At 66.1% G+C, this 23,860-nt stretch carries 22 protein-coding genes and 1 tRNA gene; 15 read left to right on the plus strand and 8 right to left on the minus strand.

Annotated elements, in window-relative coordinates; genetic code table 11:
* Positions 1–216: 216 nt before the first annotated feature.
* The 3 genes from secB to IN820_RS06075 form a co-directional block, all read right to left on the minus strand.
* Positions 217–711 (minus strand): protein-export chaperone SecB, encoded by a 495-nt coding sequence (secB, locus tag IN820_RS06065; RefSeq protein WP_193680115.1) that lies wholly within the window; start codon positions 709–711, stop codon positions 217–219.
* Between the two features lie 75 nt (positions 712–786).
* The gene (grxC, locus tag IN820_RS06070) at positions 787–1,041 is read right to left on the minus strand and encodes a glutaredoxin 3 (protein ID WP_193680116.1); all 255 of its coding nucleotides are present in this window, start codon (positions 1,039–1,041) and stop codon (positions 787–789) included.
* A gap of 2 nt (positions 1,042–1,043) precedes the next feature.
* Entirely contained in the window at positions 1,044–1,457 is a 414-nt protein-coding gene (locus tag IN820_RS06075) for a rhodanese-like domain-containing protein (RefSeq protein ID WP_193680117.1), read from the minus strand.
* 139 nt (positions 1,458–1,596) lie between these two features.
* Here IN820_RS06075 and gpmI point away from each other — a divergent pair, with 139 nt between their 5' ends.
* The 4 genes from gpmI (at position 1,597) to IN820_RS06095 (ending at position 6,786) form a co-directional block, all read left to right on the plus strand.
* Positions 1,597–3,135, plus strand: coding sequence for a 2,3-bisphosphoglycerate-independent phosphoglycerate mutase (gene gpmI / locus IN820_RS06080; RefSeq protein WP_193680118.1), 1,539 nt, complete (start codon positions 1,597–1,599; stop codon positions 3,133–3,135).
* A gap of 233 nt (positions 3,136–3,368) precedes the next feature.
* Positions 3,369–4,616 carry a murein hydrolase activator EnvC family protein gene (locus IN820_RS06085; RefSeq protein ID WP_193680119.1) on the plus strand — a complete coding sequence of 416 codons (1,248 nt, stop codon included), beginning with the start codon at positions 3,369–3,371 and terminating at the stop codon, positions 4,614–4,616.
* Between the two features lie 47 nt (positions 4,617–4,663).
* A complete protein-coding gene (locus IN820_RS06090; protein ID WP_193680120.1) occupies positions 4,664–6,004 on the plus strand; it encodes a S41 family peptidase in 1,341 nt (446 codons plus the stop codon).
* Complete coding sequence (locus IN820_RS06095; protein ID WP_193680121.1) at positions 6,001–6,786, plus strand: divergent polysaccharide deacetylase family protein; 786 nt, start codon at positions 6,001–6,003, stop codon at positions 6,784–6,786. The genes IN820_RS06090 and IN820_RS06095 overlap by 4 nt, the downstream gene beginning before the upstream one ends.
* A gap of 293 nt (positions 6,787–7,079) precedes the next feature.
* On the opposite strand, the gene IN820_RS06100 is transcribed toward IN820_RS06095, so the two are convergent.
* From IN820_RS06100 to hisB, 5 genes are all read right to left on the minus strand, one after another.
* Complete coding sequence (locus IN820_RS06100; protein WP_193680122.1) at positions 7,080–7,829, minus strand: substrate-binding periplasmic protein; 750 nt, start codon at positions 7,827–7,829, stop codon at positions 7,080–7,082.
* Between the two features lie 235 nt (positions 7,830–8,064).
* Positions 8,065–8,835: an imidazole glycerol phosphate synthase subunit HisF gene (gene hisF, locus IN820_RS06105; protein WP_193680123.1), complete on the minus strand. Its 771-nt coding sequence runs from the start codon at positions 8,833–8,835 to the stop codon at positions 8,065–8,067.
* 108 nt (positions 8,836–8,943) lie between these two features.
* Complete coding sequence (gene hisA / locus IN820_RS06110) at positions 8,944–9,687, minus strand: 1-(5-phosphoribosyl)-5-[(5-phosphoribosylamino)methylideneamino]imidazole-4-carboxamide isomerase (RefSeq protein WP_193680124.1); 744 nt, start codon at positions 9,685–9,687, stop codon at positions 8,944–8,946.
* Between the two features lie 96 nt (positions 9,688–9,783).
* Positions 9,784–10,422, minus strand: a complete 639-nt coding sequence (gene hisH, locus IN820_RS06115; RefSeq protein WP_193680125.1) for an imidazole glycerol phosphate synthase subunit HisH — start codon at positions 10,420–10,422, stop codon at positions 9,784–9,786.
* The gene (hisB, locus tag IN820_RS06120; protein ID WP_193680126.1) at positions 10,422–11,015 is read right to left on the minus strand and encodes an imidazoleglycerol-phosphate dehydratase HisB; all 594 of its coding nucleotides are present in this window, start codon (positions 11,013–11,015) and stop codon (positions 10,422–10,424) included. Before hisB ends, hisH begins: the two co-directional genes overlap by 1 nt.
* A 140-nt stretch (positions 11,016–11,155) precedes the next feature.
* On the opposite strand from hisB, the gene IN820_RS06125 reads away from it, so the two are divergent.
* The 11 genes from IN820_RS06125 to IN820_RS06175 all read left to right on the plus strand — a co-directional run bounded on the left by IN820_RS06125 (position 11,156) and on the right by IN820_RS06175 (position 23,856).
* Entirely contained in the window at positions 11,156–12,469 is a 1,314-nt protein-coding gene (locus tag IN820_RS06125) for a nitrate regulatory protein (RefSeq protein WP_235989087.1), read from the plus strand.
* Positions 12,470–12,796: 327 nt separating this feature from the next.
* Entirely contained in the window at positions 12,797–14,113 is a 1,317-nt protein-coding gene (locus IN820_RS06130) for a CmpA/NrtA family ABC transporter substrate-binding protein (RefSeq protein WP_193680127.1), read from the plus strand.
* A gap of 28 nt (positions 14,114–14,141) precedes the next feature.
* A complete protein-coding gene (gene ntrB, locus IN820_RS06135; protein WP_193680128.1) occupies positions 14,142–15,011 on the plus strand; it encodes a nitrate ABC transporter permease in 870 nt (289 codons plus the stop codon).
* 11 nt (positions 15,012–15,022) lie between these two features.
* Positions 15,023–15,805: an ABC transporter ATP-binding protein gene (locus IN820_RS06140; RefSeq protein WP_193680129.1), complete on the plus strand. Its 783-nt coding sequence runs from the start codon at positions 15,023–15,025 to the stop codon at positions 15,803–15,805.
* A gap of 89 nt (positions 15,806–15,894) precedes the next feature.
* The gene (locus IN820_RS06145) at positions 15,895–16,293 is read left to right on the plus strand and encodes an acetyl-CoA sensor PanZ family protein (protein WP_193680130.1); all 399 of its coding nucleotides are present in this window, start codon (positions 15,895–15,897) and stop codon (positions 16,291–16,293) included.
* Positions 16,294–16,519: 226 nt separating this feature from the next.
* A complete protein-coding gene (locus tag IN820_RS06150; protein WP_193680131.1) occupies positions 16,520–18,742 on the plus strand; it encodes an AsmA family protein in 2,223 nt (740 codons plus the stop codon).
* On the plus strand, positions 18,739–19,806 hold the full coding sequence (gene mutY, locus IN820_RS06155) for an A/G-specific adenine glycosylase (protein ID WP_193680132.1): 1,068 nt from the start codon (positions 18,739–18,741) through the stop codon (positions 19,804–19,806). Before IN820_RS06150 ends, mutY begins: the two co-directional genes overlap by 4 nt.
* The gene (locus tag IN820_RS06160; protein WP_193680133.1) at positions 19,803–20,075 is read left to right on the plus strand and encodes an oxidative damage protection protein; all 273 of its coding nucleotides are present in this window, start codon (positions 19,803–19,805) and stop codon (positions 20,073–20,075) included. Before mutY ends, IN820_RS06160 begins: the two co-directional genes overlap by 4 nt.
* A gap of 172 nt (positions 20,076–20,247) precedes the next feature.
* Positions 20,248–20,323, plus strand: a tRNA-Phe gene (locus IN820_RS06165).
* A gap of 439 nt (positions 20,324–20,762) precedes the next feature.
* Positions 20,763–22,823, plus strand: coding sequence for a BCCT family transporter (locus IN820_RS06170; RefSeq protein ID WP_193680134.1), 2,061 nt, complete (start codon positions 20,763–20,765; stop codon positions 22,821–22,823).
* Between the two features lie 259 nt (positions 22,824–23,082).
* On the plus strand, positions 23,083–23,856 hold the full coding sequence (locus tag IN820_RS06175) for an ABC transporter ATP-binding protein (protein ID WP_193680135.1): 774 nt from the start codon (positions 23,083–23,085) through the stop codon (positions 23,854–23,856).
* The last annotated feature ends 4 nt before the right edge of the window (positions 23,857–23,860 follow it).

The raw sequence follows: 23,860 nt of genomic DNA on the forward strand, positions 1-23,860 counted from the left end.
GCTGCAAGCTGCAAGCTGCAAGCTGCAAGCTGCAAGCGAATCAGTGTGGCAGCTGGCGCTCAAACGCCGTCAAGTATTTTCTTGCAGCTTATGGCTTGCAGCTCGAGGCTGCTTTTCCACCCTGACTCCACCCGGTGGATCGGTAAAGCGTGATCCACCCTACGACCTCGCCAGGCTTTTTCTTGCAGCTTATGGCTTGCAGCTTGAAGCTGCCTTTCAGTGCTGGACGCTGCCGGCCGCCTCGCCGGCGCCCTGCATGCGCGCCACTTCCTGCGCGTAGAGCGCATCGAAGTTCACCGGCGCGAGCATCAGGGCCGGGAACGAGCCGCGGGTCACCAGGTTGTCCAGGGCCTCGCGGGCGTAGGGGAACAGGATGTTCGGGCAGAAAGCGCCGAGCGTATGGCTCATGGCGGCGGCTTCGAGGCCCTTGATCAGGAAGATCCCGGCCTGCTGCACTTCGGCGATGAAGGCCACTTCCTCGCCGGTCTTGACGGTCACCGACAGGGTCAGCACCACCTCATGGAAATCACCCTCCAGGGCCTTCTGCCGAGTGTTCAGGTCCAGCGCGACACTCGGATTCCATTCCTGACGGAAGATTTCCGGGCTCTTCGGCGCCTCGAAGGACAGGTCGCGGACGTAGATACGCTGCAGGGAGAACTGGGCGCCCTGTTCGCCCTGCGCCGCGGCGCCGTTGTTTGCTTGTTCGGTCATGGATAAAACCTTCTAGTTGTGCGTGTCGTGTTGGTGTTGTTCCGACGCAACGGACCGGCCGCCATCGGACCGCCGTCAGGCCTGCAGCAACGCGTCCAGGCGCCCGGCGCGCTCCAGCGCATGCAGCTCGTCGCAACCACCGATGTGCTGCTCACCGATCCAGATCTGCGGCACCGAGGTACGCCCGGCCTTGCTGGCCATCTCGGCGCGCAGGGCGGGCTTGCCGTCCACGGCGATCTCTTCGTAGGCGACACCCTTGCGCTCGAGCAGCGCCTTGGCACGGACGCAGAACGGGCACCAGGCGGTGGTATAGATGACGACGTTGGGCATGATTACTTGACCACTGGCAGATTGTCGCCGCGCCAGCTGGAAATCCCTCCCGACAGCTTGGCGGCAGTGAAGCCCGCCTTCTGCAGCTCACGGCAGGCCGTTCCGGCGTGCTGGCCCATGGCATCGACCACGACGATGGTCTTGGCCTTGTGCTTTTCCAGCTCGCCTGTTCGGCTGACCAGCTTGTCGTAAGGAATGTTCAATGCATCGACGATGTGCCCAGCGTCGAACTCCTTCTTGGCGCGCACGTCCAACACCACGCCTTCGCCACTGTTGACCAGTGCCGTCAGTTCGCGATTGCTCAGGCTCTTGCCGCCCTTGCGCGTCTCGGTGATGAACAGAAGGATCAACAGCACCACGAACAGGCTGCTGAGTACATAGTGGTTAGAGACAAATTCAATCAGGTTAGCGAGCATCAACGGGTACCCGGACGATAAAATGCGGGCCAGTATACACAGCCCCTCCTACCGGCTGAACCCTGACGAATCGTGACCTCGCCTCGGCCAGCCAGTAGACTGGCCGCCCTTTTCCGCCCCGTGCAAGGAGCCCGAAAGCATGCCTGCCGCGCCCAAACCCCTGGTACTGATCATTCTCGACGGCTTCGGGCACAGCGATAGCCCCGAATACAACGCCATCCATGCCGCCAGCACGCCGGTCTACGACCGCCTGCGCGCCACCCAGCCACACGGGCTGATCTCCGGCAGCGGCATGGACGTCGGCCTGCCGGACGGCCAGATGGGCAACTCCGAGGTGGGCCACATGAACCTCGGCGCCGGCCGCGTGGTGTACCAGGACTTCACCCGGGTGACCAAGGCGATCCGCGACGGCGAGTTCTTCGCCAACCCGGCCATCTGCACCGCGGTGGACAAGGCGGTCGGCGCCGGCAAGGCGGTGCACATCCTCGGACTGCTGTCCGACGGCGGCGTGCACAGCCACCAGGACCACCTGGTCGCCATGGCCGAGCTGGCGGCCAAGCGCGGTGCCGAGAAGATCTACCTGCACGCCTTCCTCGACGGTCGCGACACACCGCCCAAGAGCGCACAAAGCTCCATCGAACTGCTGCAGGCCACCTTCACCCGGCTGGGCAAGGGCCGCATCGCCAGCCTGATCGGCCGCTACTTCGCCATGGACCGCGACAACCGCTGGGACCGTGTGCGGCAGGCCTACGAGCTGATCGTCGACGGCAAGGCCGAGTACCGTTCCGACTATGCGGTGGACGGCCTGATCGCCGCCTACGAGCGCGGCGAGAGTGACGAGTTCGTCAAGGCCACCGCCATCGGCGAGCCGGTGCGCGTGGAAGACGGCGACGCCGTGGTGTTCATGAACTTCCGCGCCGACCGTGCGCGCGAGCTGACCCGCGCCTTCGTCGAGCCCGGCTTCAAGGAATTCGAGCGCGCCCGCGTACCGCAGCCGGCCGACTTCGTCATGCTCACCCAGTACGCCGCGAGCATTCCGGCGCCGGCGGCCTTCGCCCCGCAAGCGCTGACCAACGTGCTCGGCGAATACCTGGCCAACAACGGCAAGACCCAGCTGCGCATCGCCGAGACCGAGAAGTATGCCCACGTCACCTTCTTCTTCTCCGGCGGCCGCGAGGAGCCGTTCGAAGGCGAGGAGCGCATCCTGATCCCGTCGCCGCAGGTCGCCACCTACGACCTCAAGCCCGAGATGAGCGCCCCGGAGGTCACCGACCGCATCGTCGAGGCCATCGAGAACCAGCGCTACGACGTGATCATCGTCAACTACGCCAATGGCGACATGGTCGGCCACACCGGCGTGTTCGAGGCCGCGGTCAAGGCGGTGGAATGCCTGGACGGCTGCGTCGGGCGCATCGTCGCGGCGCTGGAGAAGGTCGGCGGCGAGGCGCTGCTGACCGCCGACCACGGCAACGTCGAGCAGATGGAAGACGTCATGACCGGCCAGGCGCACACCGCGCACACCTGCGAGCCGGTGCCCTTCATCTATATCGGCAAGCGCGACGTCGCCATTCGCGAAGGCGGCGTGCTGGCCGACGTGGCGCCGACCATGCTGGCCCTGCTGGGCATGCCGGTACCGCCGGAGATGACCGGCCGCTCGATCGTCGAATTGAAAGACTGAAGGCGGGAATATCCGTAGGGCGGTGAAACCCGCCAATTCGCTGCTGCTGTCATGCGCGAGGCGGCGGGTTGCAACCCGCCCTACGTCCGCAAGCTGCAAGCGAAACAGCGGGCCGACTGGCGCCCGGAGGTCACCGCGCTTTTTCTGCTTTTTCTTGAGGCTTGCCGCTTGAAGCGTGTGGCCGCTTTTTTAGGCATACTACGGCGGTCGTTGATCGCTCGGTTGCGCCCCCCATGTCTCGCTCCCTCCTCGCCCTCGCATTTCTCTGCCTGCTCGGCCCGGCCATGGCGGACGAGCGCGCCGCGGCGCGGCAGCAAATCGAAGCCGCGCGCCAGGACATCGCCGAACTGCAGAAACTGCTGAAGCAGATCGAGCAGGAAAAATCCGGTGTGCAGAAGCAGCTGCAGACCACCGAAAGCGAGATGGGCCACCTGGAAAAGCAGGTCGACGACCTGCAGCAGGAGATCGACCGCAGCGAGGCCGAGCTGGAGCGCCTCGACGAGGAGAAGACCACCCTCGAAGGCGCCCGTCTCGAACAGCAACGCCTGATCGGCCTGCAAGCCCGCGCCGCCTACCAAAGCGGCCGCCAGGAATACCTCAAGCTGCTGCTCAACCAGCAGAACCCGGAAAAATTCAGCCGCACCCTCACCTACTACGACTACCTGAACAAGGCACGCTTCGAGCAGGTCGACAGCTTCAACCAGACCCTGAGGCAACTGGCCAGGGTCGAGACCGATATCGAAGCGCAGCAGACCACGCTGGCCGAACAGAAGGACGGCCTGCTCGAGCGGCGCGGCCAGCTCGCCGAAGTCCGCAAGGAGCGCCAGCAGGCGCTGGCCAGGCTCGACAGCGACCTGTCCACCCGCGAGCAGAAGCTGCAGGCCCGGCGCCAGGAGCAGGCCCAGTTCGAGCGGGTGCTCAAGACCATCGAGGAAACCCTCGCCCGCCAGGCCCGCGAAGCCGAGCAGGCGCGCCAGCGTGCGCTGCTCGCCGAGCGTGAACGGCAGCAGCGGCAGCCTGACTCGCCAGCGGCCTCCGGCCCCATGGTTTCCAGTGCCGGCGGCAGCTTCGGTGGCCCCTTCGCCCACGCCAAGGGCAAGCTGCCGTGGCCGGTCGACGGACGTTTGGTCGCCCATTACGGCACTCCGCGCGGCGGCGACGCTCGAACCAAGTGGGATGGCGTCCTGATCGGCGCCAGCGTCGGCACCCAGGTCCGTGCCGTGCATGGTGGCCGGGTGGTGTTCGCCGACTGGCTGCGGGGCGCCGGACTGCTGGTGATTCTCGACCACGGCAATGGCTACCTGAGCCTGTATGGACACAACCAGAGCCTGCTGCGCGACGCTGGCGACATCGTCAAGGCCGGCGATCCGATTGCCACGGTAGGCACCAGCGGCGGCCAGGAAACCGCCGCACTGTATTTCGCCATTCGTCAGCAGGGCCGCCCCAGCGACCCCGCGCAGTGGTGCCGCGCGCAAGGCTGACGGCCGCAAGACCGCCAAGCGCGCCCTCTCATTGACTGGAGTTCGACATGTTGCACCTGCGCCGTATCGCCCGCCCGTCCACGCTCGCCCTGGCCATTGCGCTGGGCATGCACGGCGCCGCCTGGGCCCAGCAGCCCCCGGCCGAGCTCGAAGCGGCACCGGCCGAACTGGCTGCGCCCGGCGGCAAGGCGCCGCTGCCGCTCGAGGAGCTGCGCACCTTCGCCGAAGTGCTGGATCGGATCAAGGCCGCCTATGTCGAGCCGGTGGATGACAAGACCCTGCTGGAAAACGCCATCAAGGGCATGCTCAGCAACCTCGATCCGCATTCGGCCTACCTCGAACCGGACGCCTTCGCCGAGCTGCAGGAAAGCACCAGCGGTGAGTTCGGCGGCCTGGGCATCGAGGTCGGCGTGGAGGACGGCTTCATCAAGGTGGTCTCGCCGATCGACGACACCCCCGCCTCCAAGGCCGGCATCGAGGCCGGCGACCTCATCGTCAAGATCGACGGCCAGCCGTCCAAGGGCATGTCGATGATGGATGCCGTGGCCAAGATGCGCGGCAAGCCCGGCAGCGACATCACCCTGACCCTGGTGCGCGAAGGCGGCCAGCCGTTCGACGTCAAGCTGACCCGCGCGGTCATCAAGGTGCGCAGCGTCAGAAGCCAGATGCTCGAGCCCGGCTACGGCTACCTGCGCATCACCCAGTTCCAGGTCAACTCCGGCGAGGAGGTGGGCAAGGCCCTGGCCAGACTGAAGAAGGACAACGGCGGCCAGAAGCTCAACGGCCTGGTGCTCGACCTGCGCAACAACCCCGGCGGCGTCCTGCAGGCGGCGGTGGAGATCTCCGACCACTTCCTCAGCAAGGGCCTGATCGTCTACACCAAGGGGCGCATCGCCAACTCCGAGCTGCGCTTCAACGCCGATCCGGCCGATGCCAGCGAAGGCGTACCGCTGGTGGTGCTGATCAACGGCGGCAGCGCCTCGGCTTCGGAAATCGTCGCCGGCGCCCTGCAGGATCACAAGCGCGCCGTGGTGATGGGTACCGACAGCTTCGGCAAGGGCTCGGTGCAGACCGTGCTGCCGCTGAACAACGACCGCGCGCTGAAACTCACCACCGCGCTCTACTACACTCCCAACGGCCGCTCGATCCAGGCCCAGGGCATCGAGCCCGACATCAAGGTGGAACGCGCCAGGCTGACCCGCGAACAGGCCGGCGAAAGTTTCCGCGAGGCCGATTTGGCCGGGCACCTGGGCAACGGCAACGGCGGCCCGGACCGACCGTCCGGCAGCCCGATCGCCAGCGACTCGCCACGCCCGCAGGACGACGACTACCAACTCGGCCAGGCGCTCAATCTGCTCAAGGGGCTGAACCTCACCCGCGGGCAATGAGCATGCGTCGCTGGGCCACGCCGCTCCTGTTGTGCGGCGCGCTGATCGGGCAGGCGGTGGCCAGCGAGGCGGTGCAGCCGGCGCGCATGCCGCGGCTGGCGCTGGTCATCGACGATCTCGGGCAGAATCCGGCGCGCGACCAGCGCGTGCTGGAACTGCCGGGACCGGTGGCGCTGGCGATACTGCCCGATACCCGCCATGCCGCCACGCTCGCCGAACAGGCCCATCGCGCCGGCAAGACCGTGCTGCTGCACATGCCCATGGCGCCGGCGGGCGGGCGCTTCGCCTGGCATCCGCAACTGCCCCACGACGAACTCGAACGCCGCCTGGACGCCGCGCTGGCGGCGGTGCCGCACGTCAGCGGGGTGAACAATCACATGGGCAGTGCCATGACCGAGCAGCCACAGGCCATGGCCTGGCTGATGGGCGAACTGCAGCGGCGCCATCTGTTCTTTCTCGACAGCCGCACCAGCCCACGCACCGTCGCTGCCGCCAACGCCCAGCGCGTCGCCCTGGCGAGCCTGTCGCGGGATATCTTCCTGGATAATGACCCCAGCGCGGAGGCCGTGGCCGAACGCTTCAGGGCAGCCATCGCCCTGGCCCGCGAGCAGGGCTCGGTGGTCGTCATCGGCCACCCCCACGGCAGCACGCTGGCCCTGCTGGAGCGCGAACTGCCGCGGCTGGCCGAGCAGGGCATCGAATGGATCGGCATCGACCAGATGATCGCCACGCGCAGCAACCGGGCGATGGCCGCCCATGGCAAGGGCGGAATTTACCGCTAGCGCTTCACACGGCCTCTATAGGAGCTCGCTCGCGAACAGCCGCACCGCGCAGTTCCCATGCGGGTACCGTAGGGTGGAAAACCGCGAAGCGTTTTCCACGCGCGGCGCAACGCCTGCTCGACGTCGACACCGCGCCATTGCATGGGACCATGGTGGATAAGCTGCGCGTTATCCACCCTACGGTCGAGTACGGCAGTTGACCGGACAAGGGCCCAAGGGGCAGCGATGGCGCCGCCCCTGGGGGACTGAAGCGGAGCGCCACCCGGCCCACCCTACGTCGGCGACGTGCGGCGCTACAGGTAGCGCGCGTTGATCGTCTCGACCGTGCCGTCGGCGCGCATCTGCTCCAGCGCCTGCTGCAGTTTCTGCACCGTCTCGTCGGCGACCTGCCGGTTCAGCGCCAGATAGAGCTCGGCGCTGTCGAAGCGCAGCACGCGCTTGAGTCCGCTCACGCCTTCCTGGCGCGCCAGGTAGCGTCCGGCGGGATCGCCGGTGGCCCAGAGGTCGATCCGCCCATCGATCAGCTTCTTCACGTTCTCCTGATCGCGCAGCGCCAGCACCGGCTGCATGCCCTGGCCGTCCAGGTGCTCGGCGATGGCGTCGCCCTTGTAGGCGCCGATGCTGTACTGGCGCGCCTGTTCCAGACTGGTCAGGCGGATGGGGCTGTCGCCGCGGGCCAGCAGCACCCAGTCGTCCGGGCCGATGGGCCCGACCCACTTGAACAGCGCCTCGCGCTCGGGCAGCCGCGCGGTGACGAAGACGCCGTAGTCCGGCCTCTCCAGCGCCATGCCGTAGATGCGTTCCCAGGGGAAACGCAGCGTCAGGGTGTAGTCCACGCCGGCGCGCTTGAACATCTCGCGCACGATATCCGCCGCGATGCCGCTGATGTCCTCGTCACGGGCGAAGTTCTTGCCGTCCAGCGCCATGTTGTAGGGCGGGAAGTTCTCCGTCAGCAGATCGATCTTCGCCGGGGCCTGGGCATGCGCCAGGACGCCGCCGAACAGCAGTGCTGCCGCCAGGACGAACGTCGGAGTTCTGAACATGAGTGATCCTCGTAAAGCCGCATCCGCTGTCCGGCGGATGTGTCCATGGATAGTGATCGAGCGCCTCCCGATCAGGCATGTGACGCCCCACCGTAGGCGCTTCACGCAGGCGAGGAAGCGCAGCTTGCCGAACATGACGCGCTTCCCTCGCCCCCCCCCGGACCGCACTATAGTGCGTTGGCCACACGCTTTCCGACGCAGCAGGACAGGTGCGCAGCAGAACGTGAACGGGTTCTCAACGCATCACGATGCCACGCGCGGCCAGATAGGCCTTGGCCTCGGGCACGGTGTACTCGCCGAAGTGGAAGATGCTCGCCGCGAGTACCGCATCGGCCTTGCCTTCGAGGATGCCGTCGGCCAGGTGCTGCAGGTTGCCGACGCCGCCGGAAGCGATCACCGGGATGCACACCGACTCGCTGATGGCACGGGTGACGCCCAGGTCGTAGCCGCTCTTGACGCCGTCCTGGTCCATGCTGGTGAGCAGGATTTCGCCGGCGCCGAGCGCTTCCATCCTCGATGCCCAGGCCACCGCATCCAGCCCGGTGGGCTTGCGCCCGCCGTGGGTGAAGATTTCCCAGCGCGGCGTCTCGCCCGGCGCGGAAACCTTCTTCGCATCGATGGCGACGACGATGCACTGCGAGCCGAAGCGCTGCGCGGCCTCGCCGACGAATTCCGGGTTGAACACCGCGGCGGTGTTGATCGAGACCTTGTCGGCGCCGGCGTTGAGCAGGTTGCGGATGTCCTGCACGCTGCGCACGCCACCGCCGACGGTGAGCGGGATGAACACCTGGCTGGCCATGCGCTCGACGGTATGCAGCGTGGTGTCGCGGTTGTCGACGCTGGCGGTGATATCGAGGAAGGTGATCTCGTCGGCGCCCTGCTCGTCGTAGCGGCGGGCGATCTCCACCGGGTCGCCGGCGTCGCGGATGTTCTCGAACTGGACGCCCTTGACCACGCGGCCGTTGTCCACGTCGAGGCAGGGGATGATGCGTTTGGCCAGGGCCATGCTTTTTCTCCGAAAAGAGCTGCAAGCTGCAAGCCCCAAGCTTCAAGTAGAAGCCGAACTGTGCAGCGCTTTTATCTTGCGGCTTGGCACTTGCCGCTTGTGGCTGCCTTATTCGTCTTTGTACTTCAGGTCGCAGAGCGCCTGCGCTTCGGCCACGTCGAGGGTGCCCTCGTAGATCGCGCGGCCGGTGATGGCGCCGATGATGCCGGGGTTGTCAGTATCCAGCAGCTTCTGGATGTCGCCGATGTTGTGGATGCCGCCGGAGGCGATCACCGGGATGCGGCTGGCGTTGGCCAGGGCCACGGTGGCTTCGACGTTGCAGCCCTGCATCATGCCGTCCTTGGCGATGTCGGTGTAGACGATCGCCGAGACGCCATCGGCCTCGAAGCGGCGCGCCAGGTCCGTCGCCTGTACGCTGCTGACCTCGGCCCAGCCGTCGGTGGCGACGAAGCCGTCCTTGGCATCCAGGCCGACGATCACCTTGCCGGGGAAGGCGCGACAGGCTTCGCCGACGAACTCGGGCTGCTTGACCGCCTTGGTGCCGATGATCACGTAGCTGACCCCGGCGCGCACGTAGTGCTCGATGGTTTCCAGCGAACGGATGCCGCCGCCGATCTGGATCGGCAGCTCCGGATAGCGCCGGGCGATGGCGGTGACCACCTCGCCGTTGACCGGCTGGCCCTCGAAAGCGCCGTTGAGGTCGACCAGATGCAGGCGGCGGCAACCGGCCTGGACCCATTTGGCGGCCATCGCCACCGGGTCGTCGGAGAATACCGTGGCATCGTCCATCAGGCCCTGGCGCAGACGCACGCAGGCGCCGTCCTTGAGATCGATAGCGGGAATGATCAGCATAGCTTTTTCCTAACGTCAAAAGAGCTGCAAGCTGCAAGCCTCAAGCGGCAAGCCCACACGCACCAAACTTGTAGCTTGCCGCTTGAAGCTTGCGGCTCACCATCTACCATCCCAGGCGGCGAAGTTCTGCAGCAGTTGCAGGCCGTGGGTATGGCTCTTCTCGGGGTGGAACTGCACGGCGAAGCGCGAACCGTCGGCCAGCGCCGCGGCGAAGTCCTTGCCGTAGTGACCGCGCCCCACGACGTGGCGCGGATTGCCGGCCTCGACGTAGTAGCTGTGCACGAAGTAGAAACGGCCATTGTCGGGAATGGCGTGCCAGAGCGGATGGTCCACCGCCTGCCTGACCTCGTTCCAGCCCATGTGCGGCACCTTGAGGTGCTCGCCGTCCTCGTACAGGTCCTTGCCGAAGAAGCGCACCTGGCCGGGGAACAGGCCGATGCAGTCGACGCCGTCGTTCTCCTCGCTGCGCTCCATCAGTGCCTGCATGCCGACGCAGATGCCGAGGAACGGCCGGTCGACGCTGACCTCGCGGACCAGCTCGTCGAAGCCCAGCCGGCGGATCTCGGCCATGCAGTCGCGGATCGCGCCGACACCGGGGAACACCACCCGGTCGGCCTCGCGGATCACCTGGGCATCGCTGGTCACCAGCACCCTGCCGGCGCCGACGTGCTCGAGGGCCTTGGCCACCGAATGCAGGTTGCCCATGCCGTAGTCGATGACGGCGACGGTCTGCATCACAGGCACCCTTTGGTCGACGGCATCTGCCCGGCCATGCGCGGATCGCGCTCGACCGCCATGCGCAGCGCGCGGCCGAAGGCCTTGAACACCGTCTCGATCTGGTGGTGAGTGTTGATGCCGCGCAGGTTGTCGATGTGCAGGGTGACCAGGGCATGGTTGACGAAGCCCTGGAAGAATTCCTGGAACAGGTCGACATCGAACTTGCCGACCACCGCGCGGGTGTAGGGCACGTTCATGGTCAACCCCGGGCGGCCGGAGAAATCGATCACCACGCGCGACAGCGCTTCGTCCAGCGGCACATAGGAATGGCCGTAGCGGACGATGCCCTTCTTGTCGCCCAGGGCCTTGGCGAAGGCCTGGCCGAGGGTGATGCCGACGTCTTCGACGGTGTGGTGGTCGTCGATGTGCAGGTCGCCGTTGCACTCGATATCCAGGTCGATCAGGCCGTGGCGGGCGATCTGGTCGAGCATGTGTTCGAGGAAGGGCACACCGATGGCGAAGCGCGCCTTGCCGGTGCCATCCAGGTTGATGGTGACCTTGACCTGGGTTTCCAGGGTGTTGCGCTCTACGCAAGCCGTACGTTCGGACATCAACAGCTCCGCTGATCGTGGGGCGAAAAGGGGCATATTATAGGCGCAAACGCCGCAGCGGGGATACGCGCCGGGCGGCTGGACTGCATCTTGCAGGAACCGCCTCATTTGCCAACCATTTGCCAACCAAGGTGCAGCGCATGCACGGACGAAAAATGCCCGCCACCCTGCGCTTCATGCTGGCGGCGCGGCGTAGCGAACTGCTGGGCCTGGAAGACCTGGCGCGGACCTGCGAGCTGGTCACCCGCATCAGCCAGCTGGTGCACGCGCTGCAGAAGGAACGCGGCTACTCGAACATCTACCTGAGCGGCAACGCCGCGCACCAGCGCCAGCAGCTCGACCGCCTGAGCCTGGAAGCCGAGGCGCTGGAGCGCGCGGTGCGCCAGGACCTCGAACGCATCGACCTGGATGCCGTCAGCTCGGCGGACAAGACCCGGCTGTTCACCCGCATCGCCTATGCCCTGCACAGCCTCGACGAACTGCCGGCGCTGCGCCGGCGCATCCGCGAGCACGCCGTCGGCATGCAGGATGCCACCGCCACCCTGGTGCGGCTGATCGGCGGGCTGCTGGCCGTGGTGTTCGAGGCCGCCGACACCGCCGCCGACCCGGACATCACCCGCTGCCTGGTGGCGCTGTTCAACTTCATGCAGGGCAAGGAGCTGGCCGGCCAGGAACGCGCGTTGGGCGTCGCCGGCTTCGCCAGCGGCTATTTCCGCCGCGACATGCTCGAGCGCCTGGACCAGTTGCTGGAAGGCCAGCAACGCTGCTTCGCCACCTTCGACCGCTTCGCCAGCCCGCCGGCACAGGCGCTCTGGCAGACGCTGCGTGGCAGCGACATCGATGCCCAGGCCTGTCGCCTGCGCGACATCGCCCGGCGGACCCGGGAGGATGCCGGGGTCGATCCGCAGCTGTGCGAACTCTGGTTCGAGCTGCACACCCGGCGCATCGACGCGATGAAGGACGTCGAAACCCGCCTCGAGCTAGATCTGCTGCAATGCTGCCGGCAGAGCATCGAGCGCATTCGCAGCGACCTGCACAGCCACCGCCGGCTGCTCGACGGCATCGCCGACATGCATGCCGCCGCCGAGCAGGCCAAGCTGTTCAGCGTGCAGACCAGCGACCTGGATGCGCCGCCGCAGGACGGCATGACCGCCATGGTCACACGCTCCATCCTGGAACTGCTGCAGACCCAGACCCTGCGCCTGCAGGGCCTGCACGAGGAACTGCAGGAAGCGCGGCAGGCACTGGAAGAACGCCGGCTGGTGGAGCGCGCCAAGCAACTGCTGATGCGCCAGCAGCGCCTCTCCGAAAGCGAGGCCTATGCCTGGTTGCGCCAGGCGGCGATGAACCAGGGCCTGCGCCTGGAGGAAGTCGCCCAGCGCCTGCTGGCCATCGACGGCACCCCGTCCGGCAACCCGACGACCCGCCCCGGCCGCACCCGACCAAAGCACTGAAAACAGGCACGCCACACCGCCATCGTGCCTCGCCTGCCCCGCAGATGTGCATCGCACCCGTCACCGTCGCCCACCCGAAGGGCATCCGCTACGCCATTCGCACATGCGGGCAAGTCATTGATTCGACAGCGCTCGCCGACAAGGCCTGCCTCCATTTGTGAATCATCCGGCGCCGCCTGAGCACTCTGGCACAGCTTTCGCTAAAGCCTGATCAGGACTGGCAATGCCGGTCTCCACAATTCCTCATCAGGACAACGGTGTCCACGCCCGCCGGCTCAGCCGGTTCGGCGTGACACCGTTTTTTTTCGCCCCAAGGAAAAGCCGACCATGACCGACAAGCCGAGCAACGACGAACAAAACAGCCCATTGCAGGCCTCGCGCCGCAGCTTCCTCAAGCATTCGATCCTCGCCGCCAGTGGGGTCGCCCTGTTCGGCGGCATGCCACTGGGCATGCGCTCGGCCGCCTGGGCCGGCGGCGGCGATGTGGAAACCAGCAAGGCCAAGCTCGGCTTCATCGCCCTCACCGATGCCGCGCCGCTATTCGTCGCCGTCGAAAAGGGCTTCTTCGCCAAGTACGGCATGACCGACGTCGAGGTGCTCAAGCAAACCTCCTGGGGCACCACCCGCGACAACCTGGTGCTGGGCGGCGCCCGCAACGGCATCGATGGGGCGCACATCCTTACCCCCATGCCCTACCAGCTCAGCATCGGCACCATCAACAACGGCCAGCCGGTGCCGATGAGCATCCTCGCCCGCCTCAACCTCAACGGCCAGGGCATCTCGCTGGGCAAGGAATACGCCGAGCTGAACATCGGCACCGATGCCAGCCCGCTGAAGGCCGCCTTCGCCGCCAAGTCCAAGGCCTCGGCTGCGGTGACCTTTCCCGGCGGCACCCATGACCTGTGGATGCGCTACTGGCTGGCCGCCGGCGGCATCGACCCGAACAGGGACGTTGCCACCATCGTCGTGCCGCCGCCACAGATGGTCGCCAACATGAAGGTCGGCAGCATGGACGCCTTCTGCGTCGGCGAGCCGTGGAACGCCCAGTTGATCAACCAGAACATCGGCTACTCGGCGATTACCACCGGCGAGCTGTGGGCCAACCACCCGGAAAAATCCCTGGCCCTGCGCAGCGCTTTCGTCGACGCCAACCCCAACGCCACCCGCGCCCTGCTGATGGCGGTGATGGAAGCGCAGATGTTCTGCGAAGACATGGCCAACAAGGCCGAAGTGGCGAAGATCTGTTCGTCCCGCCGCTGGATCAACGCCCCGGCCAAGGACATCGAGGCGCGCCTGAAAGGCAACTTCGACTACGGCAACGGCAAGCGGGTGGAGAACAGCCCGCACCCGATGCGCTTCTGGAACGAGCACGCCTCCTATCCGTTCCAGAGCCACGACCTCTGGTTCCTCACCGAGAACAAGCGCTGGGGCTATCTGCCGGCGGACCTCGACAGCCAGGCGCTGATCGCCACGGTCAACCGCGAGGACATCTGGCGCGCCGCCGCCGGCGAGCTGAACCTGCCGGCCGAGCTGATCCCGACCTCGACCTCCCGCGGCGTGGAGACCTTCTTCGACGGCAAGGTCTTCGACCCCGAGAATCCTCAAGCCTATCTCGACAGCCTGACCATCAAGGCCATGGCCTGAACACCGCCCGCTCCGCGAGGAAACGCCCATGAATGCCAATGTGAAATTCCAGCCCGCCACCGCCCAGCCGCTGCCGATCGCCGAGCCCTCCCGGCTCGCCGGCATCGCCCGGCGTTGCGGACAACGCATCGTGCAGCAGTTGCTGCCGCCCCTGGTGATCCTGCTGGTGCTGGGTGTGATCTGGGAGATGCTCTGCTCCGGCGCCAACGCCGCGCTGCCGCCACCGTCGCAGGTGATCGCCGAGACCTGGGAGCTGATCGTCGACCCCTTCTACGACAACGGCGGCAACGACGTCGGCCTGGCTTGGCAGCTGCTGGCCAGCCTCGAACGGGTCGCGGTCGGCTACCTGCTGGCGGTGGTCGCCGGCGTCGCCCTGGGCGTGCTGATCGGCCAGTCGGACTGGGCCATGCGCGGCCTCGATCCGCTGTTCCAGGTGCTGCGCACGGTGCCGCCGCTGGCCTGGCTGCCGCTGTCGCTGGCCGGCTTCCAGGACAGCCATCCCTCGGCGCTGTTCGTCATCTTCATCACCGCGATCTGGCCGATCATCATCAATACCGCGGTGGGCATCCGCAACATCCCGCAGGACTACCGCAACGTCGCCCAGGTGCTGCAGCTCAACGGCTTCGAGTATTTCAAGACCATCATGCTGCCGGCCGCCGCGCCCTACATCTTCACCGGCCTGCGCATCGGCGTGGGCCTGTCCTGGCTGGCGATCATCGCCGCGGAAATGCTCATCGGCGGCGTCGGCATCGGCTTCTTCATCTGGGAGGCCTGGAACGCCTCGCGCATCAGCGACATCATTCTCGCGCTCGTCTACATCGGCGTGGTCGGCTTCGTCCTCGACCGCCTGGTGGCCTTCGTCGGCCAGCGCATCACCCGCGGCATTCCGGCCAATTGAGGAGCGACACCATGAGCTATCTCTCCATCGAACACCTGGACAAGAGCTTCGTACGCGGCAACCTGGCCTCGCAGGTGCTCAAGGACATCAACCTGGACATCGCCAGGGGCGAGTTCATCTCCATCATCGGCCACTCCGGCTGCGGCAAGTCGACGGTGCTGAATATCGTCGCCGGGCTGCTCGACCCCAGCCTCGGCGGGGTGATCCTCGACGGCAAGGAAGTCCGCGGCCCCGGGCCGGATCGCAGCATGGTGTTCCAGAACCATTCGCTGCTGCCCTGGCTGACCGTCTATGAGAACGTCGAGGTGGCGGTGAACAAGCTGTTCAAGCGCAGCATGAGCAAGCACGAGCGCCGCGACTGGATCGAGCACAACCTCGGCCTGGTGAACATGGGCCATGCGCTGAACAAGTACCCGCAGGAAATCTCCGGCGGCATGAAGCAGCGCGTCGGCATCGCCCGCGCGCTGGCGATGAAGCCCAAGGTGCTACTGCTCGACGAGCCCTTCGGCGCACTCGACGCGCTGACCCGCGCGCACCTGCAGGACGAGGTGATGAGGATCCAGAAGGAGCTGGGCAACACCATGATGATGATCACCCACGACGTCGACGAGGCGGTGCTCCTGTCCGACCGCATCGTGATGATGACCAACGGCCCCTCGGCGACCATCGGCGAAATCCTCGAGGTGAAGCTGCCGCGCCCGCGCGAGCGCATCGCCCTGGCCGACGACCCCGAGTACAACCACTACCGCCGCGCGGTGCTGAGCTTCCTGCACGAGCGTCACCGGCTGCAGTGAGCGCAGCCGAGCCAGCACCGCCGCCCCGTGCGGCGACGGGTGTTCGCGGGTATCCTTGCGGCATTCCGCTCAGCCGTCGCAAGGTCAGCATGCCCGTCTACGTCGAATCCATCACCCAGCCCAGCCCGCAGGATCGCAGCGACCTGGCGAAGATCTATGCCGATGCGCCCGCCTGGCTGCTGGCGCCCTACGCCAGCCCCGAGGCGCTGGTCGAGGCGGCCCTGGCCGATGGCAGCCTGATCGCCGGGCGCTTCAACGACCGCCTGCTCGGCGCCGCCCTGCTGCGGCGCGGCGACACCAGCTGGCGCCTGTCGCACCTGTGCGTGCGCAAGCTCACGCGCCAGCGCGGCGTCGGCCGCCGCCTGCTGGAAGAAACCCAGCGCCTGGCTGGCGCGGCCGGCAAGCCGCTACGCCTGGCCGCGCCCGAAGGGCATCCGGAAGCCGGCACCCTGGCGGCACGAACCCATCTGCCGCTGGACCCGCTGTAGATACGATGGCGGGCTGAATGGTGGGCTGAAGCCCACCCTACTGACCTGCTGGGTCCAACGCCACGACCTTGCACACCGGCAGGATCGCCTGCATGCCCCGCGCTTCGACCTGTCGTGCGGAACCAGCACCTCGGACACCACTCCAACGCCGACCGCATTCCCGACAGGGGAAGGCACGGGGCTATACTCGGCACTTTTCTGACCGCTCATCTACAAGGACTCGTCCATGAAATCGCTCGGCAAAATCCTGGGTCTGGTCATTCTCGGGCTGTTGCTGGTCGTCGTGGCAGCGGGCTTCGCCCTGACCCACCTCTTCGATCCCAACGACTACAAGGACGAGATTCGCGACCTCGCGCGCAGCAAGGCCGGCCTCGAACTGAACATCGACGGCGACATCGGCTGGAGCCTGTTCCCCTGGCTCGGCCTGGAGCTGCACGAAACCACCCTGGCCAGCGTGCAGACACCGGACCAGCCATTCGCCGACCTGCGCATGCTCGGCCTCTCCGTGCGGGTGATGCCGCTGCTGCGCCGCGAAGTGCAGATGAGCGACATCACCGTCAATGGCCTCAACCTGACCCTGAGCCGAGACGAGCAGGGCCGCGGCAACTGGGAAGGCGTCGGCCAGCCGGCCGGCCAGGCCGAACAGCCCGCCGAAACCCCACAGGCGCCGGCCGAACCGCAGACCGATGAAGGCGAGCGAGCGTCGCGCGGCAAACCGCTCAAGCTGGATATCGACAGCCTCACCGTCAGCGACGCCCGGGTCACCTACCATGACGCCCAGAGCGGCCAGCAATTCAGCGCCGAAGGCATCGAGCTGAGCACCGGCGCCATTCGCGAAGGCAGCGCGATCCCGCTCAAGCTCAACGCCTTCTTCGGCAGCAACCAGCCGGTGATGCGCGCGCGCACCGAACTGCAGGGCGCGCTGCGTTTCGACAACAAGCTCAAGCGTTACCAGTTCGAGGACATGCGCCTGTCCGGCGAGGCCTCGGGCGAGCCGCTGCAGGGCAAGACCCTGAGCTTCAGCGCCCAGGGCCAGTTGCTGGTCGATCTCGCCGCGCAGATCGCCGAATGGAACAGCCTCAGGTTCACCGCCAACCAGTTGCGCGGCCTCGGCGAGCTGAAGGCGCGCGATCTCGACAACGAGCCCAAGTTCAGCGGCGCGCTGACCGTGGCGCAGTTCAATCTGCGCGAATTCCTCCAGAGCGCCGGCCAGGAACTGCCGGTGACGGCCGATGGCAACGTGCTGGGCAAGGCCGAACTGGTCAGCCGCCTGAGCGGCACGCAGAACAGCCTGGCGCTGGAAGAATTGACGCTGAAACTCGACGACAGCACCTTCACCGGGCAGATCGCCATCAGCGACTTCGCTCGCCAGGCGCTGCGCATCAACCTCAAGGGCGACCGCCTCGATCTCGATCGCTACCTGCCGCCGCCGGCCAAGGACGAATCCGCCGGCGCGGCGCGCAAGAGCGAAGTCAAGAGCACCCAGGCCAGCGCCGTCGGCAACGGCACCACGCCACTGCCGAGCGCCCCGACCCAGCAGGCCTGGAGCGATGCGGCCGTGCTGCCGCTGGACCGGCTGCGCACGCTCGACACCGATATCAGCCTCGCCGTCGGCAGCCTCACCGCGATGAAGCTGCCGCTCGACGGCTTCAATCTCAAGGCGCGCAGCAATCGCGGCCTGCTCGAACTGCAGGAACTGCGCGGCGGCCTGTATGGCGGCCGCCTGCAGGCTTCCGCCAGCCTCGACGTACGCCCGGCGCTGCCACTGCTGGCCGTGCAGAACCGCTTAAACGGCGTGCCGGTCGAGCGCCTGCTGGAAAGCCAGGGGGAGGAGGTGGTGGTCAAGGGCCTGCTCAACCTGGACGGCGACCTGCGCACCCAGGGCAACAGCCAGAAGGCCTGGATCGACAACCTGAACGGCAAGGTCGGCTTCATCGTCGACAACGGCGTGCTGGTCGACGCCAACCTCGAGCAGCAGCTCTGCCGCGCCATCGCCACGCTCAACCGCAAGCCGCTCAGCAGCGAGCCGCGCAGCAAGGACACGGCCTTCCGTGAACTCAAGGGCAACCTCACCCTGCGCAACGGCGTGGCCAGCAACCCCGACCTCAGGGCCAGCATTCCCGGGCTGACGGTCAACGGCAATGGCGACATCGACCTGCGCGTGCTGGGCATGGACTACCGCGTCGGCATCGTCATCGAAGGCGACAAGGGCGCCATGCCGGACCCGGCCTGCCAGGTCAACGAGCGCTACGTCGGCATCGAGTGGCCGCTGCGCTGCCGCGGCCCGCTGGAACTGGGCGCCAAGGCCTGCCGCTTCGACAATGACGCGCTGGGCAAGGTTGCGGCCAAGCTGGCCGGCGAGAAACTCAGCGAGAAGATCGAAGAGAAGCTCGGCGACAAGGTCAGCCCGGACCTCAAGGATGCCCTCAAGGGCCTGTTCAAGCGATGAGCCCCGAGCAGTTCGGCGCGGCGGTGCTCGCCTGGTACGATCGCCACGGCCGCAAGGACCTGCCCTGGCAGCAGGGCATCACGCCCTACCGGGTCTGGGTCTCGGAAATCATGCTGCAGCAGACCCAGGTCGGCACCGTGCTCGGCTACTTCGACCGCTTCATGGCCGCGCTGCCCAGCGTCGAGGCACTGGCCGCCGCCGCGGAAGACGAAGTGCTGCACCTGTGGACCGGCCTCGGTTACTACAGTCGTGCGCGCAACCTGCACAAGACCGCCAGGCTGATCGTCGCCGAACACGGCGGCGTGTTCCCGCAGGACGTGGAAAAGCTCGCCGAATTGCCCGGCATCGGCCGTTCCACCGCCGGCGCCATCGCCAGCCTGAGCATGGGCCTGCGCGCGCCGATCCTCGACGGCAACGTCAAGCGCGTGCTGGCGCGCTACATCGCCCAGGCCGGCTATCCCGGCGAGCCGAAGGTGGCCCGCCAGCTCTGGGAAATCGCCGAACGCTTCACCCCGCGGGAACGGGTCAACCACTACACCCAGGCGATGATGGACCTGGGCGCCACGCTCTGCACCCGCAGCAGGCCGAGCTGCCTGCTCTGCCCGCTGAAGGAGGGCTGCCGCGCCCACCTGCTCGGCCGCGAAACCGCTTTCCCGGTACCCAAGCCGCGCAAGGCGCTGCCGCAGAAGCGCACCCTGATGCCGCTGCTGGCCAATCGCGAAGGCGACATCCTGCTCTACCGGCGCCCGTCCAGCGGGCTCTGGGGCGGGCTCTGGAGCCTGCCGGAACTGGACGACCTGGCCGCCCTCGATCCCCTGGCCGAACGCCACGCCCTGCAGCTCGAGGAGCGTCGCGAGCTGCCCGGCCTGACCCACACCTTCAGCCATTTCCAGCTGGCCATCGAACCCTGGCTGATCAGAGTCAAGTCCGCGCCGGGCGCCGTGGCCGAGGCCGACTGGCTCTGGTATAACCTCGCCACCCCGCCGCGCCTCGGCCTCGCCGCGCCGGTAAAGACACTGCTCAAGCGCGCCGCCGCTGAATTGAACGCAGGAGAAGAACCATGACCCGCACCGTGAACTGCCGCAAATACAAACAGGAACTCCCCGGCCTCGACCGCCCGCCGTATCCCGGTCCCAAGGGCGAGGACATCTACAACAACGTCTCCAGACAGGCCTGGGAAGACTGGCAGAAGCACCAGACCATGCTGATCAACGAACGCCGGCTGAACATGATGAATGCCGAGGACCGCAAGTTCCTCCAGGGGGAGATGGACAAGTTCTTCTCCGGCGAGGATTACGCCCAGGCCGAAGGCTACGTACCGCCGAGCGAATGATCCCTCTCCCGCAGCCGGGCGTATCGTGCGCGGCTCGGTACGAATCGCAGGCTGACGCTCCCGGCGTCAACCCTCCGAACCACCGATCAGCGCTAAGCGCCCGTCCAGGCTAAATATTTTTCCCGGGTACGCTTGACAGGCAAAAGCCAAATCCGTCTAATAGCGCCCCGTTGCCCAGGTAGCTCAGTCGGTAGAGCAGGGGATTGAAAATCCCCGTGTCGGCGGTTCGATTCCGTCCCTGGGCACCACTAATACCGAACGAAAAGGCTCACCCATACGGTGGGCCTTTTTGCTTTCTGCGGTTTTTCACACCTGCTGGCACAGGTTGCGCCTCGCACCGAGCGATTTGCAGTGGCCCTACCGGGCAGCGACATGCCTATAACCAGCGCGCAACCGTCGTCCGGCCTCAGTGAACGGCCACAATCAATTGGCCGGGCCTACGCCAGCCGCTGGCAACGCGTTGGCCTGAGCGCAACGCGGGCAGGCTTTCCCGCAGGTCTCTGTGGCGAGACAGCCAGGCCTATACGAACATCCATCGGCTTTCGCTGCGCTCGCCCGACACGAGTGGCCATTCGCCCGGGCGACAGCGCCCAGTGAGCGTTTGGCGAAAATGACCGTCTATGCTTGAGGCGGCACCCGAATTTCCCTAGCTCCCCGCAGCTTTCAACCCCGAGAATCTTGTCCCCCATGGATTCAGAAAAGAAGCTACCCAAGGCCGTGATCCTCGTACCGGTATTCGTTCCGGCAGTGGTCGTGACGCTCCTGCTGGTGATCGGCACCATCAGCAATCCGGATCTGGCCGGTGAGGTGTTCAGCTCGACCCTGGCGTTCATCACCACCAATTTCGGCTGGTTCTACATGCTGGCGGTGGCGTTCTTCCTGGTCTTCATCGTCGGCATCGCGCTGACCAAATGGGGCAGCATCAAGCTCGGGCCGGATCACGCGGAGCCGCAGTACAGCTTTCCGGCCTGGTTCGCCATGCTGTTTTCCGCCGGTTACGGTATTGCCCTGCTGTTCTTCGGCGTGGCCGAACCGGTGCTGCACTATTCGACGCCTCCGGTCGGCACTCCGGAAACCGTCGACGCGGCCAAGCAGGCCATGCAGATCGCCTTCTTCCACTGGGGCTTTCATATCTGGGCGATCTACGGCCTGACCGGCCTGGTGCTGGCCTACTTCTCCTTCCGCCATGGCTTGCCGCTGTCGATGCGCTCGGCGCTCTACCCGATCATCGGCGAACGCATCCACGGGCCCATCGGCCACGCGGTGGACGTCTGCGCCATCCTCGGCACGCTGTTCGGCATCGCCACCACCCTCGGCCTGTCGGTCACCCAGATCAACGCCGGGATGAACTACCTGTGGCCGCAGATTCCGGTGAGTATCGGCGTGCAGATCATCGCCATCGCGGTGATCACCCTGATGGCCATCGCCTCGGTGGTCGCCGGCCTGGACAAGGGCGTGAAGAACCTCTCGCTGCTGAACATGGTCCTGGCGATCACACTGATGCTGTTCGTGTTCATCGTCGGCCCGACCATCTTCATCCTCGAGACGTTCCTGCAGAATACCGGCAGCTACCTGAACAACATCATCGAGCGCACGTTCAACCTGCAGGCCTACAGCCGCAGCGACTGGATCGGCAACTGGACGCTGTTCATCTTCGGCTGGACCATCGCCTGGTCGCCGTTCGTCGGCCTGTTCATCGCCAAGATCAGCCGCGGCCGCACCATCCGCCAGTTCGTCTTCGGCGTGATGTTCGTGCCGACCATCTTCACCTTTCTCTGGTTCTCCATCTTCGGCGACACCGCGCTGCATCTGATCATGGTCGAGGGCTACAGCTCGCTGATCAGCGAAGTGCAGGCCGATCACGCGATCGCGCTGTTCAAGCTGTTCGAGCGGCTGCCGCTGACCTCGATCGCCTCGTTCATCGCGGTGGTGCTGATCATCACCTTCTTCGTCACCTCGTCGGATTCCGGCTCGCTGGTGATCGACTCGCTGGCCGCTGGTGGCGCCATTCGCACGCCGGTCTGGCAGCGGGTGTTCTGGGCCACCAGCGAAGGCGCCGTGGCCGCCACGCTGCTGCTCGCCGGCGGGCTCAGCGCACTGCAGACCATGACCATCGCCAGCGCGCTGCCTTTCGCCGTCATCATGTTGCTGTCCGCACTGGGCATGTGGCGCGCGCTGGTGATCGAAGGGCATCACGAAGTCAGCCTGCAGAGCCAGATGCAGGGCAGCCGGCTGGCGAGCAACGCGGGGCCCGGCTTGTGGAAGAAGCGCCTGGCGGGCCTGGTCAATTTCCCCAGCCGCGAAGAGGTCGAGGGTTTCATGTCGACCACCGTGCTCAAGGGCATGCGTCGGGTCCAGCGGGCGCTGACCGAGCAGGGCTGGCCGGCCGAGGTGCATATCGACGAGCAGAACTCGCGGCTGTACCTGGAGGTGATCAAGGAGGATCAGCTGGATTTCATCTACGAGATCCGCCTGCTCAGCTACGCCATGCCGGCGTTCGCGCTCTCCGAAAGCCCCGAGGGCGAGGATCAGTACTATCGCGCGGAAGTCTTCCTGCGCCGCGGCGGACAGTCCTATGACATCTATGGTTACGACCAGGCGGATATCATCGGCGACATCCTCGACCAGTTCGAGAAGTACCTGCATTTCCTGCACATTTCTCCCGGCAGCCTGCCGTGGAAAATGGAGGAGCACGATGAAATGCTCAGCGGCGAAACCGCCGACGAGCCGAAACCGACTCAGCAGTAGCGACTCCTCGCGCAGCGCCGTGCCAGACGCCGTGCCGGCACGAGCGGCATCCGCCGGATGCCAACGAATGGGAGCGATGAAGGCAGTTGGGCACTTTTAGAGGCCGTAGAGCCGGTTAATTCCGTCTTCTTCACGCTTGGCGCATGCTCCGGTGCATGCTAGGTTTGCGCCTCGCCAGGATGGCGAGCAGTCGCCGGAGCGCAAATCAATAGAATTTCCCGACCAGGCGGCCTTTCGCCGGTCGGCAAGAGGACCCCGCATGGCCGAGGCCATACCCGCACTGGAAATCCGCAACCTGCACAAGCGCTACGGCGACCTGGAAGTTCTCAAAGGCATCTCGCTGACCGCTCGTGATGGCGACGTGATTTCCATCCTCGGCTCTTCAGGCTCCGGCAAGTCCACCTTCCTGCGCTGCATCAACCTGCTCGAGAACCCCAACGAGGGCGAAATCCTGGTTGCCGGCGAGCAGCTCAAGCTCAAGCGCGACAAGCAGGGCGACCTGGTCGCCGCCGACGGCCGGCAGCTCAACCGGGTGCGCAGCGAACTGGGCTTCGTGTTCCAGAATTTCAACCTCTGGCCGCACATGACCATCCTCGACAACATCATCGAGGCGCCGCGGCGGGTGCTCGGCCAGAGCAAGGCCCAGGCCACGGAAGTCGCCGAGGCGCTCTTGGCCAAGGTCGGCATCGCCGATAAGCGTCATGCCTATCCCAACCAGCTTTCCGGCGGCCAGCAGCAACGCGCGGCGATCGCCCGCACCCTGGCGATGCAGCCCAAGGTGATTCTCTTCGACGAGCCCACCTCGGCGCTGGACCCGGAGATGGTACAAGAAGTGCTTGCAGTGATCCGGTCGCTCGCCGAAGAAGGCCGCACCATGCTGCTCGTCACCCATGAGATGAATTTCGCCAAGCAGGTATCCAGCGAAGTGGTTTTCCTCCACCAGGGCCTGGTCGAGGAGCAAGGAACGCCCGAGCAGGTATTTGACAACCCGCAATCGGCGCGCTGTAAACAATTCATGTCCAGCCATCGCTAATGGA

The organism is Pseudomonas lopnurensis (assembly GCF_015070855.1).
Taxonomy (GTDB): Bacteria; Pseudomonadota; Gammaproteobacteria; order Pseudomonadales; family Pseudomonadaceae; genus Stutzerimonas; species Stutzerimonas lopnurensis.

What these genes read in the sequence shown, in the direction of transcription:
- IN820_RS06175 (WP_193680135.1), top strand. Translation starts at nt 23,083, where the DNA reads ATGGCCGAGGCCATACCCGCACTGGAAATCCGCAACCTGCACAAGCGC.
- IN820_RS06170 (WP_193680134.1), top strand. Translation starts at nt 20,763, where the DNA reads ATGGATTCAGAAAAGAAGCTACCCAAGGCCGTGATCCTCGTACCGGTA.
- hisB (WP_193680126.1), bottom strand. Translation starts at nt 11,015, where the DNA reads ATGTCCGAACGTACGGCTTGCGTAGAGCGCAACACCCTGGAAACCCAG.
- IN820_RS06090 (WP_193680120.1), top strand. Translation starts at nt 4,664, where the DNA reads ATGTTGCACCTGCGCCGTATCGCCCGCCCGTCCACGCTCGCCCTGGCC.
- gpmI (WP_193680118.1), top strand. Translation starts at nt 1,597, where the DNA reads ATGCCTGCCGCGCCCAAACCCCTGGTACTGATCATTCTCGACGGCTTC.
- IN820_RS06075 (WP_193680117.1), bottom strand. Translation starts at nt 1,457, where the DNA reads ATGCTCGCTAACCTGATTGAATTTGTCTCTAACCACTATGTACTCAGC.
- IN820_RS06100 (WP_193680122.1), bottom strand. Translation starts at nt 7,829, where the DNA reads ATGTTCAGAACTCCGACGTTCGTCCTGGCGGCAGCACTGCTGTTCGGC.
- hisA (WP_193680124.1), bottom strand. Translation starts at nt 9,687, where the DNA reads ATGCTGATCATTCCCGCTATCGATCTCAAGGACGGCGCCTGCGTGCGT.
- IN820_RS06160 (WP_193680133.1), top strand. Translation starts at nt 19,803, where the DNA reads ATGACCCGCACCGTGAACTGCCGCAAATACAAACAGGAACTCCCCGGC.
- secB (WP_193680115.1), bottom strand. Translation starts at nt 711, where the DNA reads ATGACCGAACAAGCAAACAACGGCGCCGCGGCGCAGGGCGAACAGGGC.
- IN820_RS06130 (WP_193680127.1), top strand. Translation starts at nt 12,797, where the DNA reads ATGACCGACAAGCCGAGCAACGACGAACAAAACAGCCCATTGCAGGCC.
- IN820_RS06125 (WP_235989087.1), top strand. Translation starts at nt 11,156, where the DNA reads ATGCACGGACGAAAAATGCCCGCCACCCTGCGCTTCATGCTGGCGGCG.
- ntrB (WP_193680128.1), top strand. Translation starts at nt 14,142, where the DNA reads ATGAATGCCAATGTGAAATTCCAGCCCGCCACCGCCCAGCCGCTGCCG.
- IN820_RS06085 (WP_193680119.1), top strand. Translation starts at nt 3,369, where the DNA reads ATGTCTCGCTCCCTCCTCGCCCTCGCATTTCTCTGCCTGCTCGGCCCG.
- IN820_RS06150 (WP_193680131.1), top strand. Translation starts at nt 16,520, where the DNA reads ATGAAATCGCTCGGCAAAATCCTGGGTCTGGTCATTCTCGGGCTGTTG.
- grxC (WP_193680116.1), bottom strand. Translation starts at nt 1,041, where the DNA reads ATGCCCAACGTCGTCATCTATACCACCGCCTGGTGCCCGTTCTGCGTC.
- IN820_RS06145 (WP_193680130.1), top strand. Translation starts at nt 15,895, where the DNA reads ATGCCCGTCTACGTCGAATCCATCACCCAGCCCAGCCCGCAGGATCGC.
- hisH (WP_193680125.1), bottom strand. Translation starts at nt 10,422, where the DNA reads ATGCAGACCGTCGCCGTCATCGACTACGGCATGGGCAACCTGCATTCG.
- IN820_RS06095 (WP_193680121.1), top strand. Translation starts at nt 6,001, where the DNA reads ATGAGCATGCGTCGCTGGGCCACGCCGCTCCTGTTGTGCGGCGCGCTG.
- mutY (WP_193680132.1), top strand. Translation starts at nt 18,739, where the DNA reads ATGAGCCCCGAGCAGTTCGGCGCGGCGGTGCTCGCCTGGTACGATCGC.
- IN820_RS06140 (WP_193680129.1), top strand. Translation starts at nt 15,023, where the DNA reads ATGAGCTATCTCTCCATCGAACACCTGGACAAGAGCTTCGTACGCGGC.
- hisF (WP_193680123.1), bottom strand. Translation starts at nt 8,835, where the DNA reads ATGGCCCTGGCCAAACGCATCATCCCCTGCCTCGACGTGGACAACGGC.